Raw genomic sequence first — 14,822 nt, 5'->3', positions numbered from 1 at the left:
GTTGATTATTTTTTGTCTTCTGTGTGAGTCAATATTTTGTCAATCAGGCCGTATTCAAGCGCTTCTTCAGCAGACTTGAAGTTATCACGGTCTGTGTCGCGTTCGATCACTTCAAGCGGCTGGCCAGTACGTTCAGCAAGGACTTTGTTTAATTTGTCGCGAAGCAAGAGAATGCGTTTCGCGGCAATTTCAATTTCTGTCGCCTGACCTTGCGCACCGCCAAGAGGCTGGTGAATCATGACTTCACTGTTTGGAAGCGCATAGCGTTTGCCTTTTTCGCCGGCTGCAAGCAGGAACGCGCCCATTGACGCAGCCATACCGATACAAATTGTAGATACCTTCGGCTTAATAAACTGCATGGTATCATAGATCGCCATACCGGCTGTAATAGAGCCGCCCGGGCTGTTGATGTAAAGAGAAATTTCTTTTTCAGGGTCTTCTGCTGCTAAGAATAAAAGCTGTGACACGATGGAGTTCGCAACGTTGTCATCAATCGCAGATCCAAGCATGATGATACGATCCTTTAATAGACGAGAATAAATGTCATACGCTCTTTCCCCGCGGTTCGTTTGTTCAATGACTGTAGGTATTAAATTCATAATGCTCCTCCTTCACCTTTTAGGTAAGTATGTAGTTACATGATACATTTTTGGTCAATAAAGGTCAAACAAAAAGCTGGCCTGATATGCAAAGTCGTCTCTTTTTCCCATTTTCCCCAAAAATACAGGGGTTCAAACCATCGTATGTCAGATTGCCAATTAAGATGCTTTGTCTATTTAAAAAACGGCCTCTCGAAATAGAGGGTTGTTATTTGAATGGAATTATCGTATAATTAGTTGTGCTGACGTTCTCATAACACAGTCATTCTGCGCTCGTAGCTCAGTTGGATAGAGCGGTGGTTTCCGGTACCACGTCTGTCGGGGGTTCGAATCCCTCCGAGCGCGTCCAATAGAACAACAGGAAAGACAAGGGTTTGGCGATTTGCCGCTCTTGTCTTTTTTGTGTGAAAAAAGAGGCATAGTAAACCTTCGAGTTTTGAAATAAACTTCAAATCAATCATTATGCGATTGTCTTATTAGCTTTGAATAACACTTAAAAAAAATCCGGTTCTTACTGATACTTTGCAAAAATGTTGTTTACTTGTTGGAATCCAAAAAGACATTACACTTGTAAACAACTTTATTGTCAAAACTAGAAGAAAAAAATTCTTTTTACCCATTGCCTGTTTTTATTCGAGAATACTTTTCTCAGAGAAAAGTGGTAAGTTAGAAATGTAAGTGAGAATAGTTTTAAAATAAAAATTTATTTGGTCCTCCAGTTCTTCTCTATAAATTGAATCACAGGTTGTAAATTGGTTTTGTTCGCAATCTCAATGAGAGCGGGAAACACGGTAGGATCCGTTTTGGAGAAGTTTGGAATTCGTGGATCTAGCCGAAAAAAGCGATCTCCCAGAAGATTCGCGCTGACCATGGATTCGTAGTAACCATTTCCGCCAGAGATCATCTGAAGAAATGGCAGTAGAGGTTCATTAGGCGATCTGTCCAAAAGAACTCCCCAATTTGGAGGAAGGTTCTTCAGATTTTCAGGACGTATGTTATCTGCACTTACCATTCCCCACCCCCTCGTATCTCTTCTTAAACGAGTCGGGGCTTCACCTGTTCCAATGGATAATGCCGCAATTTGATCCAGTGGTACGTTGGCTTTACCAACTGCAAACGCGATACTGGCTGTACTAGGATTCGTTGCTACTACATATCCGTCCACATAGTTTTGATAGGCCCGTTGCGTCGCGGGAGCACCGCTGCTCCGCAGTATGACATCACTTACTTTCTCATTGAAATAGGGAGAGCCGGGAAAGTTGTGAAATAATACAGGAGTCCAACGATCCAGTTTTGGAGAATATAATTTGAATGATGGGACAACAATTCGTTTTCTTACATCTTTAAGACGAAGGTCTGCTGGGAAAAAATTTCGTACTGCTTTTATAAAACCGGAGTATGGTAATTGTTGATTGAAAACAGGTCCGCCCGGCCGGGAAATGCTGAATGCGGGCAGGATTTCATCCTCAAAATACTGAAGTGTTTCCTTCGGAGATCTTCCGCTTGCTAATGCAAGGGCAGTAAATGAACCGATTGAATTTCCCGAAAATACATGAGTTCGACTTATTAATGTTGGATTTTGTTTAGCCAGTCTGTTCATCAGCTGTAAACTTAAAGCACCTAAGGTACCTCCCCCATCAAAGGTTATGATCCGATATTTTGCCAAAGCTGGTTTCTCCTTTCTAATTAAAACTATCATTCAGTATATGTTTATCTAGAGTCTGTTGTATGGATGAATGAATGAACATCTCTTGTCCTAATCATTCGATTTTTCAACCTTCATCATGCGTTATCCCATTTTTATCTCACTTTTCTTTTTACCACGATCGAATATTTACACGGAAAAAATCTGTATATGGCTCTAAAAACGATAAGAAAAAAGATTCTTGTTGGAGGGTTTGACAGGAAGATTGCTCAAAAGCTTATGAAAAAATTAGAATCAACTGGTTTCTCAGCAGGCCTCACCGAGAAAAAAGGCTGTTTAGCAGGCGAACATAAAAAGAGGAAAGACAAGAGTTTTGGCATTTCACCACTCTTGTCTTTTTTGTTTTGGTTCATAAATTTTTCTTGCTGCAACATAAATTTTCCTTCTCTCGGGCACGTTATGGAATGTATGCGATATTGAATTTGTGAGGAGGATGAACATGGGTATTTTAAGCGGAAACCCGCAGGATGAACCGATGCATTATGGTGAGGTATTCGGCTTGTGGAGTTATGTGATGGCGGGCAATAAAATGGTCGGCAATTACCAAATGTTATTGAATCATGTCGGTGATGACGACCTGAAGAAGCTGCTTCGTGAGTCTATTGAGAAATGCCAAGATGAAATCAAACAGGTCAGCACGATCCTGAAAGAAAACGGGGTGGCGCTGCCGCCGGCTTCTCCTGAACCGCCGACAGCAGATCTTAACGATATTCCGCCTGGCGCACGATTTCTCGATCCGGATGTGGCGGCCTCCGCGGCAGCACAAAATGCTGCAGGTCTTGTGACATGCAGCAAAATGATGGGGCAATCGATTCGTGAGGATATTGCCATGATGTTTGGGCAATTTCATATGTCGAAAGCGGCAACTGGCGCAAAATACTTAAGGCTGCTAAAAAACAAAGGCTGGCTCATCCCGCCGCCGCTTCATCTTCAAAAACATCACGAAGCTTAATGGCAAAGGCATATACAGCTGTATATGCCTTGATTTTATGAAGATGACGTAAGACGCAGGCCGATGACGCCGGCTAGGATAAGGCAAAGTGAAATCACCTGTGAAAGCTGAAATCGCTCCTTAAACCAGATGAGCCCGACCGCCGAAACACCAATGCTTCCAATGCCAGTCCAGACGGCATATGCGACTCCGGCAGGCAGGACCATCATCGCTTGGGAAAGACAGTAAAAGGATAAGCCGAATCCAACAGTCATCACAATGATCGGCCATTTTTTTCTTGTTCCGTCTATATATTTCATGGCAATGGCAGCTATAATTTCTTCTATGCCGGCAATCACTAATAAAAACCATGCCATTATTGTTCACCTCCCGGCTGAGATTTGCTTTCTTTTGTAAATAATTTCATTCCTAAAATGCCAGCCAGCAATAAAGCTAAAAAGAACATTTGGGCTGCTGAGAAGGATTCGCCCAGAACAATTCCAGTCAGATATGTTCCGACGGTTCCGATTCCCACAAACACAGTGTACGCCGCGGCCATCGGGATTTTTTGATAAGAGCGGATCAACAGGATAAAGCTGACCGCGATTAAGATAAAAATGATGATCCAATCCAAAAGCGAATCGGCATGTTTGAGGGAAGAGGCCCAAACAACCTCTAAAAGCCCTGCAATAAAAACAAGAACCCAATTCAAATGAAACACCTCTCTATTTTATGAATGAACGTCAGTCATTTTTAGGGCATTAAAAAATGAGCGGTGTTACCCAGTCATTTTTTAAGCAGTACCTAAGCTCCGTTTTAAGAAAGTGAAAATTTCCTTTTTATACACTTCAACATTTTCATCTTGTTCAAATCCGATATAGAATCGTTCCGCAGTATTCTCGACCAAGTTGATAATCGTTCTGGCCGTCCATTTTGAATTGATTCCTTCCGTTACCTCATGGTTTGCAATGGCCTTGTTGATGATTTGTTCAAGCCAGGAATAATAAGGCTGATAGATCGTCTCCCATTTTTCCATGGAGTGGTCGATCGCAAGCCCGGAATAACAGAGGACAATAATATCCTTATGGCGTTCTGTAATGAGAAAAGTCTCATCAATTAATATATCTAAAACGGTCCAAAAATCCTCGTCCCCATGCAGCCTACCTTTGATTTGATCAAGTGTATGGGTGAGAAGATTTTCTGCAATGGCCGGTATGAGGGCATTTTTAGATGAAAAATACAAATAGAATGTTCCTTGGGCAGTGCCGGCCTTTTTGACAATATCAGAAATAGAAGCCTTGTCGAGGCCTTTTTCAGAAATGACTTCTATGGCCGCCTGCAGAATTCTTTCATATTTGCCCGATGTTTGTTTTGGCATGAGGAACACCTCCAATAATGACTGACTCTCATTCATTTTATCGCGTGTATGTATGTTTGTAAAGGATAAAGAAGCAAGAAAACCTCTTGCTTCTTTATTTATCATAATCAATGGCGGCTTTTGGGAGCCCGGTATACTTTGCCCAGTAATAAATCGCAAGTGAGCCGATCGCGACTAAAATGAGGTCGACGGGATTGCTGATAATCCCTAAACCATGTCCGAAAGAACCGATGTAGGAAAAGATCAGCATCATAATATAAAACCCGATAAGCCACCAGGCTGATTTCAGCTGCTGAGCAAGGCTGACATCTTCTTTAGGCGTATATTTGCTGAAACAGAGATAGATCAAAAACATCACGAGCTGTGAACCGAGCAGCCAGGAGACTGTTTTCCATCCTGACCAGTACACGATAAACGCTGTAAATATAAAGGAAAGCGGCCCGATAATGCTCATTCCCTTTAAATAAAACGGCCTGTTTAAGTCCTTCGCGTTGACCCTCAGCGCAGCTGAAGAAATGGGTGCAATCGCATATGAAAGAATGAGCGCGACTGAACAGACATTGACGAGCGCGTTCCACGAAGGAAAGGGAAGTGTCCAGAAAATGGACAGGGCAAACGAAAGCCAAAGCGAAGCGCGGGGTGTCCCCGTATCTTTATTGACCTTTGAGAATATGCCGAATAATGTGCCGTTACGCGCCCAGGCGTAAACAAGGCGGGATGTCGTATTCATAAAGATATTCCCGTTTCCTCCGGGAGACAGAATGGCGTCTAAAATGACAAGCGTTGCAAGCCAGCCTAATCCGAGCATGACCGCAATATCCTTAAACGGCAATGAGAACTCCCGGCCAATTGCGGGCCAGCCATGTTTCAGTGTTTCTGTCGGGATTGCACCAATAAAGGTGACCTGCAAAACAGTATAAATGATGGTTGAAACGATGATGCAAATGATTAAAGCGATCGGGATATTGCGTTTTGGATTTTGGACTTCACCTGCTACAGATACAATCGGGTGCAGGCCGAGATACGCAAACATGACGCCGCCTGTCGAGATTGCAGCCTGAATACCTGTAAATCCAAACGGTGCAAATCCTTCAACAGATAAATTCTCCGGCTGAAAATGAAAGATCAGCACAATAATGATGGTAATCGGCACAATATATTTAAAAATCGATATGATGAAATTCGCCTTAGCGAAGGTTTTGACGCTCCAATAATTCAGCAGGAAAAACAAGCATAATAGGGCAAACTGCAAGATCCAGCCGGAAATGGTCGGCGAATCAGACCCTTTAATGGTCAGGCCGGGAAACCAATAGGCCACATACTGGCGCACAGCTGTCACTTCAATTGAAATCAAGCTTGTATAAGCGACAATCGTGACAAACGAAATTAAGTAGCCGACAAGGTGGCCATGTGAATAAACGGGGTATCGAATGATGCCTCCGGTACGGGGCAGAGCGGCTCCGAGCTCCGCATATACAAGCCCGATTAACAAAATAATGGCTCCTCCGAGGATCCAGGAAAAAGCGCCGGAGGGCCCTGCTTTTGAAGCGACATTACTGACAGCGAACAGCCACGCTGATCCAAAGATGGCTCCCATCCCAATCAAAATCAGATCAAACAGCGACATTGATTTTTGAAAATTTCCTTGTTTAGACATTCGCTTCCTCCTTTGAAACCAGCCTTATATTCCTTACAATGCCCAATATGTAACAGAGAATACCGCTCCTAATAAAAAAACAGGGGCAGCCTGCGCCGCCCCTGTTTTTATTCATGAATCGAATCAAAGTGTTTCACTGTTATATTTTTGAAGGAGGCTGTGCCGCCGTCAGAATAAAGGGTAATTCCTTTATCTTCAGGCTTTGGGAAGACTTCATTTGAAAAAACGGTTTTCCCGTCGCCAACAAATACTTCTATCGTTGTTTTATCGACAAGTATTTTCAAATGCACCTTACGTTTGCTTACATCATAAGGAGCTTTGCTTTCGACATAGGTATTGCTTTTGTCAGGCTGATTTGTGGCTGCTCTATTGACATAAGCATAGCCGCCTTCAGCGAAAATACCGACATCAATATGGCGTTTTTGGTCTTCTGATTCTCTGAGCCTGACGCCTGCATTCTTTAGCTCTGACCAAGAAAGATCCGTATCAAGCTGGTACGTATCACCTGTTATCGACAATGTTTTTGATCCGTTCACATCCTGATCCTCTATTTCGTCAGTTGAAACAGTCAGCTGCTCCAAAGCTTCAATCGGCTGTGAGACGAGGCTGTATGTTCCATCCTGCTCCTTCAGCCGGAGTTCGCGTATGACAGAATCTGTGCCGTTAAAGCCGTTCTTCATTGTCGGGGTGTTGTTGGCATAATCCCAATTGTTCATCCAGGCAAGCGCGTACCGCTTTTCTAATGGATCTGTGCTTTTGCTGTCTTCGAACGTCACACCGCCATACCAGTCGAAGCCATAGTCAAGCCATTGGGCTTCAGTCTGATCCGCTTTGAATTCTTTTCCGTCGAAGCTTCCGGTCCAGTAGGCGTACGTATTTGGTTTGCCCCACGGTTTGCCATTCGCGCTGGCACCGAGAACCCACTTATTCGTTCCGTCGCTTGCCCGCATCATGTAGAGGTCGGGGCATTCCACCATTCCCGCCTGTTCTGGGAAGAATCCGCTTGTGTAATGCCAGTCCTTAAGATTATCGGATTCATAAAAGCCGATTTTTGATCCTTCAGCCATGACCATGACCCATTTGTTATCTTGGTCATCCCATATGACTTTCGGATCTCTGAAATCGTCTGTACCCGGATTAGGCATAACGGGGTTGCCACTGTAGAATTTGAATGATTTTCCTTTGTCTGTGCTGTACCACAAATATTGCTCCTGTTTTTTGTCTTTGGCTGAGGGCTGTGTCACAATCGCGACAAGCGCATTTTTCCCGAAGCCGGCTGTGTTCTCTTTATCCACAACGACGGAACCGGTCCAAATATCACCGTCCGGGTTTGTATATTTCGGAATCGCCACGCCTTCATCGGTCCAGTGCACCAAATCCTCTGAGACGGCATGGCGCCATTCTGTGCCGTTGCCTTTTGGATAATCCCGGTTATATAGATAGAAATAATGATACTTGCCATCAAAATAGATCGGTTTTTGAGGGTCATTTTTCCATTTATCCGGCGTCGTAAAATGATATGCCGCCCGGTAGTCCGGCTTCTGTTTTGATTTTGTTTTTTGGTCATGCTCTTCTTTTGGAAATAAGTCGATAAACAGCAATATTCCTAAAAAGGTTAGGAATACGGTTAGCCATTTGCCTGCTTTTATATAGTTCATATGGGATTCACCTTTATGTTGATAAGAAATAAAAGAAAATGCCAATAGGATATCGGCATTTTCTTTTGCGTTTTTATTAGTTAACTGTTAATTGTCCTTGCTCAAGGATGCTGTCTTTGACAACAGATGTTTTCTTGCCTTTGATGTTCAGCAGGAAGCTTGGCGCAAACGTTGATTGTTTGTCTGCGTAGAATCCTCTGTTTGTCATATAGCTTGTAATCACGACATTGTTTCCTTTCGCTTGAGGTACAGCGAAGTGTGAGTAAGTAAAGGTTACATCGTTAGGATCAAGATCCATTTTTAATACAAGGCCAGTTTTGTTCAGCGGCTTGTATGGGCCAGTTAAAGAATTAGAAACATAACCAAGCATGTAAATATCGTTAGACGTAATACCGTCAATCGTCATTTTTGATCCGCGGGAGTCAGTGAACAGGTACCATTTGCCGTTCATTTTAAAGACGTTCGCACGTTCAATTTCATCTGTTACTGTGTTAGATGCAATCAGCGGTTTCATCACTTTTTTCAGTGTGTAATCATCGTTTAGCTCAATCATACCGAGAGCGCCGTTTGCTAACTCAGCCGTGCGTTTTTTATCGCTTTGCAGAAGTTTTTGACTTTCTTGACGGAAGAATGATGTGCTTTTGCCATAGTATGCTTTGTTAAATAAAGATTCTTCGCCTTGGTAGCCATCTTCAGTTCCAGTGTTTGCTTCAAATACTAAGTATTTGTGGCCTTTATCTTCTACGTAGTGAGGATCTCTCAGCGTATGGTTATCGCCTGAGCTGTAGTTGCCTTCATCGATGAACTGCTGTACATTTTGATACGTTTTGCCGTCGCCGTCAAAGATTGATTTATGATCCTCTACACCGTTGATGTTCAAAGAGCTGTCTGATGTTGATACGTTAACTTGTGCAGTTGTCAGTGTTTGTTTACCGTAATGTTTACCGGAGAAATCAGTGTAGAATAAACGGATTTTTCCGTCAGATGTAAACGTGGCTGAACCTGACCATTCTTGCGTTTGGTCTTTTAGGATAGAATCATTTGCATCGAATTTGTCGCTGTCTTTAAAGACGCGGCCAGCGTTTTTCCAGCTGTCAATAGAAGTTTCGCCGACTTTTTGATAGAACATGTAAATCGATGTGTCATCCGCGTTTTTAGGATCTCCGGCTAATGCAAAGACGATGTGGTAGCCGTGATAGTTTGCGACAGTGCCGTCAGCGTTTTGTAATGGCCAGCTGTCCCAAACGTCCAGGCCTTTTGCAGAAGAGATATTTTTAATTGTGGACGAATCGAATTCAGGCACTTGATATTTTTCATTTTTTTGCTGTTCAGGGATTTGCAGCATATCATGGCGTGTAATATGGGAAATGCCGTATGTTTCCTTATATGGCTTTTGGTTCGTTTCTTTCGCAAATGCTTGAGTTGCGCCTCCTGCCAGCAGTGCGGTAGTAAAGGTTAATACTGTTGCTTGTTTTGCAAACTTTTTGATGTTCATCGTTCATGTCTCCTTTTTTATGTACTGTGTTAGCGGTCTGCTTCTTCCAGCCCTCCTGTTTGAAGATGGCAAGTTAGTTACGCACAATAAAAAAAGACCTAAAATATGTAAGGGGTGACGCCAAAGTATACACTTTGCCCTTTACACATTTTAGGTCTTGCCTGCTTTATCAGTAACAAACCCGCTCGATTTACTTTTCGACCTCATTCTATTAGACTCTCGTTTGGATTGCAACTGGTCTATTTTCCTCTTTTGTTTGATAGAAAATCATAAAAGGATTTGCAGACTACGGGCCTAAAGAACTAAAAAATCTATCTGTTTCTTTTCATTCTCTGTATTTTTTATAGTTTCTGTTGCATGGGCATAAAGTTGCCTTTTTAATCACAATTCAGAAAATATCATAATATCTCATTTCACTAAATAATAGTGAACGGCAGGTATATGTGATGGGTTAAAAAGGATCTCTAACTGAAGGATTTTTCAAAAGATTTGAAACGTTAGTAGCCTAGTAACGTACAGAGATATGGGAGGTGGAGGAATGAAGCAGAATAAAAGAAAGCATCTTCAGACGTTATTTGAGACATTAGGCGAAAAACATCAGTTTAACGGGACGGTTCTGGCTGCGGAGGGTGGCGATATTTTATATCATCACTCTTTTGGTTATGCGGAAATGACGGAAAAACGCCCGTTGCAAACCAACTCTATGTTTGAGTTAGCGTCTTTGTCAAAGCCTTTTACAGCATTGGGAATCATCTTGCTGGAGGAGAAGGGGATTCTTGGCTATGAGGATAAAGTGGATCGCTGGCTGCCCGGTTTTCCGTATCAGGGCGTAACGATTCGGCATTTATTGAACCATACGTCAGGGCTTCCTGATTATATGGGATGGTTTTTTGCCAATTGGGATTCACACAAGATTGCGGTGAATCAGGATATTGTCGATATGCTGATGAATGAGGGGCTATCTGGTTATTTTGAGCCGAATGAAGGCTGGATGTACAGCAATACGGGGTATGTGCTGCTGGCGGTTATCATTGAAAAAGCATCTGGCATGAGCTATGCGGATTTTATGAAAACAAGTATTTTTTTACCGGCAGGCATGAATGAAACAAGAGTGTATAACAGGAGGCTTTCGCCTGAGCGAATTGATCAGTATGCATATGGATATGTGTATGATGTACATTCCCAAACATACGTCCTCCCTGATGAGCTGGAGGAAACGAACTATGTTGTGTATCTCGATGGCATACAGGGAGATGGGACGGTGAACTCTGTCACAAGCGATCTGTTTCGATTTGATCAGGCTTTATATCAGGACGATTTAATCAGCAAGGCTTCTAAGGAATCCGCGTTTTCTCCAGTGCGCCTCAACAATGGAGAAACAATTGATTATGGCTTTGGCTGGGTACTGCAAAACAGTCCTGAAAAAGGGCGGGTTGTCAGCCACAGCGGAGGATGGCCCGGCTATTCGACGATGATGATCCGATATATCGATCATCGTAAAACGCTGATCTATTTGAGTAATAAGGAAGAGGATGCTGAATATGAACAAGCGATTCTGAAGGCGGCGGAACATATTCTATTTGGCCAGCCATATGAGGTCCCGGAACGTCCTGCTGATAAAAAGAAAAAAGCAATTGATACGGCGATATACAGCCGCTATGTTGGCAGCTACCTGTTGCAGGATGGGACGGCTGCACAGGTGACAGCTGAGAATGAACGGCTTTATTTGGAGATCACCGGACAGCTGAGACTGGAGTTATTTCCTTCCTCGGAAACCCGTTTCTTTCTGCGATCACTGTCTGTTGAAATTGAATTCATGTTAGGTGAGGATGCTGCGAAAAGCTTTATTCTCTATGAGGATGGCTCAGAGGAAGAAGCGGTCCGTACGAATTAGAAAGGAATGAATTTGATGATCGGAATATTAGCCGGAATGGGCCCGAAATCGACCTCGCCGTTTATTGATAAGGTGATTGATTACTGTCAGAAGCTGTACGGGGCTTCAAACGATATTGACTACCCGCACATGATGATCTATTCATGCCCGACACCCTTCTATGCAGATCGTCCAATTGACCATGATAAGATGAAAAAAGCGATTATCGACGGAGCGGTAAAGCTCGAGAAAACAGGCGTTGATTTCATTGCGCTGCCTTGTAATACGGCGCATATCTACTATGAAGAGATTCGGCAGGCATTGTCGGTTCCTATGTTCCCATATTGTTGAGGAAACGATAAAAGAGATTCCGCATCCTGCAAAAAAAGCGGTGGTTTTAGGAACAGAGCCAACCATCCAATCCGCCATCTACCAAAAAGTTCTGAAGGAAAATGGACAAGAAGTTGTTCACAAGGACCATTGGCAGCAGGCTGTGAACCAGCTTATCGCCGCAATCAAACAGCCTAATCATATGCAGCATACACAAGCATTGTGGCAGACGCTATATGAAGAAATCAGTCAGCATGCAGATATCATCATTTCAGCCTGCACGGATTTAAATGCGGTGTTAGATCATATTCAAAGTGAGATTCCGATTATAGATTCCTCGGCCTGTCTTGCAAAAAGCACTGTCAGCACATATCTTCCATATCAAAGCTAGCTTCAGACAAGGACTGTCTTCAAACAGTCCTTGTTTTTTTATGTTCCTATTGTTTGACAGTTAACTGCAATGGTGTTAAAGTAAACATGTAAATAGTTACATGATTTTTTCTGAAGGTGAGGTGGTGCTCATGAAGAAGCCGGTTTTAAAACCATTCGCCTCTTTAGAAATCAAGGTTGATCCGCCTATCACGATTGGTGAGACAGGCCTGGGACTGAGACGATTCATTCCGATTCGTTCGGGAACAATAACCGGGGAAGTAAAGGGACATATTTTGCCGGGCGGTGCCGATTCACAAATGATTCGCGCTGACGGCAGAACCGATTTATCTGCCAGGTATGTGATTGAAACAGCAGATCATGAACTGATTTACATTGAAAACAATGGAATACGGCAAGTCAGTGAGCCGTTTCGAAAACAAACGGCAGCCGGGGAAATTATTGATCCGGAGCATGTTTATTTCCGTACGGTACCGACGTTTGAAACAGGCAGTGAAGCCTATCAATGGCTCCATGACCGCTTGTTTATCGGTTCCGCAGAAAGAACCCCTGATTACGTTCGACTAGACATTTATGAAGTGCAGTAAAAGACTAAGGAGAGTGTGAAAAATGGAAAACTTTATCGGAAGCCACATGATTTATACGTATGAAAACGGCTGGGAATACGAGATTTATATTAAAAACGACCATACAATTGATTATAGAATTCATAGCGGAATGGTTGCCGGACGCTGGGTTCGGGATCAGGAAGTGAATATTGTCAAACTGACAGAAGGCGTATATAAAGTGTCTTGGACAGAGCCGACTGGCACGGATGTTTCATTAAACTTTATGCCAAATGAAAAACGCATGCACGGCATTATTTTCTTCCCGAAATGGGTGCATGAACATCCTGAAATTACGGTTTGCTACCAAAATGACCACATTGATTTGATGGAAGAATCCCGCGAAAAATATGAAACGTATCCAAAATACGTTGTACCTGAATTTGCGGAAATTACATTTCTGAAAAATGAAGGAGTCGACAACGAAGAAGTGATTTCGAAGGCTCCTTATGAGGGAATGACAGACGATATTCGCGCGGGAAAATTATAATAAACATAAAAACCCGGAAAAGAGAATTCCTTCTCTTTTCCGGGTTTTCTTTTTGCTGAGTATGCGGGAACCATCACAATTCCCGCGAAAAACAGTATGATGCCAGTCCAGCGCATAGGCTGGTAGTAGTCTGTTTCTCGTAAACATACCACGGCCGATAAAATAATGATACAAGCTGCCACAACAATGGCAGCACCAATGTATCCTGTTTTCCCCTTGTTTATTCTCCTTTTGGAGGGAATAGTTTCTGCCTTTTTTCAGATTCGGGATCGTTTTCGATCGTAATCCCTGAATCTAAAATCAGCGTCTCTCTTGTTTCTTCCTGATACGCCGGCCAATTCACAGCTTCGGTGCTTGGGTTTCCTGTTTTGGCGAATGTGATCCATGCTGATTGTATCGAGTGAGAAAGCTGTTTCACCTCATCCGTAACCTCCGCTTTTGCCATTCGTTCTAATCCGTCCAGATTTCCAAAGACAAAAGGAAGCTCTAATGCGTGAAACGCTTTATTGTACGGCGGCTTCTCCGGGTGCCAATCGAACCGGTACATCCAGACAGGGGCATAATGGGACTGTGCGGATGCATAGGCGACAGCGGGGCGCCAAAATAACAAATCAGTCATCATATGAATTTGGCTTTCCAGAGAACGCGGATACAAATCGGCAGCTTTCTCTGCCAGCGGCTTCCCTAGTAAATACTCGAGCGCTGCATCAAGCGTTTCCTGAGAATGAACGTCTGAATCCGGGGTGAAAAATAAATATCCTTCATCACGGGTTGTTCCGATTAATAGCGGAATGCCGGAAGCGGCCCCTTCTGCGATCGCTTTTTCTGGTTCAGCAGGCAGCGTTTTTGGATCAAGGGCGGGCTGGAAGAACAGCTGAAAGATATTTTCTTTTTCTGCGATCCGAAGCTGATCGGCCGCTTTAAGCAAATCTTCCGCTGCTACAGTATGCAATCTGTCCAGCTGGCTCTCATTAATCCCAAGGACCTGTAAAAAGGCAGCCGCAGTGCTTGCCGCTTGTTCTTTTGTCATTGTTCGGGAAGCGCCGCTTTCCATGATCGCTTTCTGGAACAGGCCTTTTGCCGCAGGCATAGCGAGCAGCGCGGCAATGCTCATGCCGCCGGCGGATTCTCCAAATACTGTTACGTTATCGGGATCACCGCCAAACGCTGAGATATTCTCTCGCACCCATTTCAGCGCGGCGGCTTGGTCTAAAAGCCCAAGGTTATCGGAATACGCCTCATCAAATGAAGACAAGTGCAAAAAGCCAAACGGCCCCAGCCGATAGTTCAGTGTAACGACAATGACCTCTCCCTGCGCCGCAAGTTTTGATCCGTCATACAATGGCTCACTGCCCGCTCCAAGATAAAAAGCGCCTCCGTGAATCCACACCATGACAGGCAGGTTTTGACTTGGAGTGTCAGGCGCAAATACATTGACAAACAAGCAATCCTCGGACTGGCGGGGCAGCTCAGTATACGAAAGTGACAGCAAATCAGACGGCTGCGGGCAAACAGGGCCGTACGCTGTGGCATCAAGGACATCTTCCCACACTTCAGGCGGCTCAGGTGCTTTAAAACGCCATTGTCCGACAGGCGGCTTGGCATAGGGGATGCCTTTCCACTTATGTACGCTGTTTTCCGTTGTGCCTTTTACTTTGCCGTATTGAGTCGTTACTATTTGATGAGTCATTGTGTTCTCTCCCTTTTTCCC

The 14,822-nt window shown here is 43.7% G+C and carries 14 protein-coding genes, 1 tRNA gene and 2 pseudogenes; 7 read left to right on the top strand and 10 right to left on the bottom strand.

Going from position 1 to position 14,822, the window contains the following annotated elements; all coding sequences use genetic code 11:
- Positions 1-5 precede the first annotated feature (5 nt).
- Complete coding sequence (clpP, locus tag AC07VD_RS01840; protein WP_003228214.1) at positions 6-599, bottom strand: ATP-dependent Clp endopeptidase proteolytic subunit ClpP; 594 nt, start codon at positions 597-599, stop codon at positions 6-8.
- Positions 600-868: 269 nt separating this feature from the next.
- On the opposite strand from clpP, the gene AC07VD_RS01835 reads away from it, so the two are divergent.
- Positions 869-944 (top strand) — tRNA-Arg (locus AC07VD_RS01835).
- A gap of 358 nt (positions 945-1,302) precedes the next feature.
- Here AC07VD_RS01835 and cotR read toward each other — a convergent pair.
- Positions 1,303-2,265 carry a sporulation hydrolase CotR gene (gene cotR, locus AC07VD_RS01830; protein ID WP_024573362.1) on the bottom strand — a complete coding sequence of 321 codons (963 nt, stop codon included), beginning with the start codon at positions 2,263-2,265 and terminating at the stop codon, positions 1,303-1,305.
- Positions 2,266-2,454: 189 nt separating this feature from the next.
- Here cotR and AC07VD_RS01825 point away from each other — a divergent pair, with 189 nt between their 5' ends.
- Together AC07VD_RS01825 and AC07VD_RS01820 are read left to right on the top strand one after the other, a co-directional pair.
- Entirely contained in the window at positions 2,455-2,724 is a 270-nt protein-coding gene (locus AC07VD_RS01825; protein WP_137201035.1) for a poly-gamma-glutamate hydrolase family protein, read from the top strand.
- 19 nt (positions 2,725-2,743) lie between these two features.
- A complete protein-coding gene (locus AC07VD_RS01820; RefSeq protein WP_014478056.1) occupies positions 2,744-3,256 on the top strand; it encodes a DUF3231 family protein in 513 nt (170 codons plus the stop codon).
- A gap of 35 nt (positions 3,257-3,291) precedes the next feature.
- Here the strand turns inward: AC07VD_RS01820 and AC07VD_RS01815 are convergent, their stop codons facing one another.
- From AC07VD_RS01815 to AC07VD_RS01790, 6 genes are all read right to left on the bottom strand, one after another.
- Positions 3,292-3,612: a QacE family quaternary ammonium compound efflux SMR transporter gene (locus tag AC07VD_RS01815; RefSeq protein WP_021480661.1), complete on the bottom strand. Its 321-nt coding sequence runs from the start codon at positions 3,610-3,612 to the stop codon at positions 3,292-3,294.
- Positions 3,612-3,947 carry an SMR family transporter gene (locus AC07VD_RS01810; protein ID WP_014480966.1) on the bottom strand — a complete coding sequence of 112 codons (336 nt, stop codon included), beginning with the start codon at positions 3,945-3,947 and terminating at the stop codon, positions 3,612-3,614. The genes AC07VD_RS01815 and AC07VD_RS01810 overlap by 1 nt, the downstream gene beginning before the upstream one ends.
- Positions 3,948-4,028: 81 nt before the next feature.
- The gene (locus AC07VD_RS01805; protein WP_202411884.1) at positions 4,029-4,613 is read right to left on the bottom strand and encodes a TetR/AcrR family transcriptional regulator; all 585 of its coding nucleotides are present in this window, start codon (positions 4,611-4,613) and stop codon (positions 4,029-4,031) included.
- A gap of 94 nt (positions 4,614-4,707) precedes the next feature.
- Positions 4,708-6,270: an aspartate/proton symporter AspP gene (aspP, locus tag AC07VD_RS01800; protein ID WP_015384716.1), complete on the bottom strand. Its 1,563-nt coding sequence runs from the start codon at positions 6,268-6,270 to the stop codon at positions 4,708-4,710.
- Positions 6,271-6,377: 107 nt separating this feature from the next.
- Positions 6,378-7,928 (bottom strand): 2,6-beta-fructan 6-levanbiohydrolase, encoded by a 1,551-nt coding sequence (gene levB / locus AC07VD_RS01795; protein WP_033883467.1) that lies wholly within the window; start codon positions 7,926-7,928, stop codon positions 6,378-6,380.
- A 76-nt stretch (positions 7,929-8,004) separates the two neighbouring features.
- The gene (locus AC07VD_RS01790) at positions 8,005-9,423 is read right to left on the bottom strand and encodes a levansucrase (RefSeq protein ID WP_124059188.1); all 1,419 of its coding nucleotides are present in this window, start codon (positions 9,421-9,423) and stop codon (positions 8,005-8,007) included.
- Between the two features lie 538 nt (positions 9,424-9,961).
- On the opposite strand from AC07VD_RS01790, the gene AC07VD_RS01785 reads away from it, so the two are divergent.
- The 4 genes and pseudogenes from AC07VD_RS01785 (at position 9,962) to padC (ending at position 13,111) form a co-directional block, all read left to right on the top strand.
- Positions 9,962-11,317 (top strand): serine hydrolase, encoded by a 1,356-nt coding sequence (locus AC07VD_RS01785; protein WP_494721580.1) that lies wholly within the window; start codon positions 9,962-9,964, stop codon positions 11,315-11,317.
- A 15-nt stretch (positions 11,318-11,332) separates the two neighbouring features.
- Positions 11,333-12,017, top strand: a pseudogene (gene racX, locus AC07VD_RS01780) (broad specificity amino-acid racemase RacX).
- A gap of 130 nt (positions 12,018-12,147) precedes the next feature.
- The gene (locus AC07VD_RS01775; RefSeq protein WP_217002867.1) at positions 12,148-12,603 is read left to right on the top strand and encodes a DUF3237 domain-containing protein; all 456 of its coding nucleotides are present in this window, start codon (positions 12,148-12,150) and stop codon (positions 12,601-12,603) included.
- A 22-nt stretch (positions 12,604-12,625) separates the two neighbouring features.
- On the top strand, positions 12,626-13,111 hold the full coding sequence (gene padC, locus AC07VD_RS01770; RefSeq protein WP_015384708.1) for a phenolic acid decarboxylase: 486 nt from the start codon (positions 12,626-12,628) through the stop codon (positions 13,109-13,111).
- A 29-nt stretch (positions 13,112-13,140) separates the two neighbouring features.
- Here padC and AC07VD_RS01765 read toward each other — a convergent pair.
- A pseudogene (locus AC07VD_RS01765) lies at positions 13,141-13,335 on the bottom strand (hypothetical protein); the annotation flags it as partial.
- Positions 13,332-14,801, bottom strand: a complete 1,470-nt coding sequence (pnbA, locus tag AC07VD_RS01760) for a para-nitrobenzyl esterase (protein WP_494721581.1) — start codon at positions 14,799-14,801, stop codon at positions 13,332-13,334. The gene pnbA and the pseudogene AC07VD_RS01765, both read right to left, overlap by 4 nt.
- Between the last annotated feature and the right edge of the window lie 21 nt (positions 14,802-14,822).

It is taken from the genome of Bacillus sp. GW821-FHT01G09 (assembly GCF_059422205.1).
The sequence above is the reverse complement of the archived record's forward strand: the minus strand, read 5'-3'. Positions and strand labels throughout refer to the sequence as shown.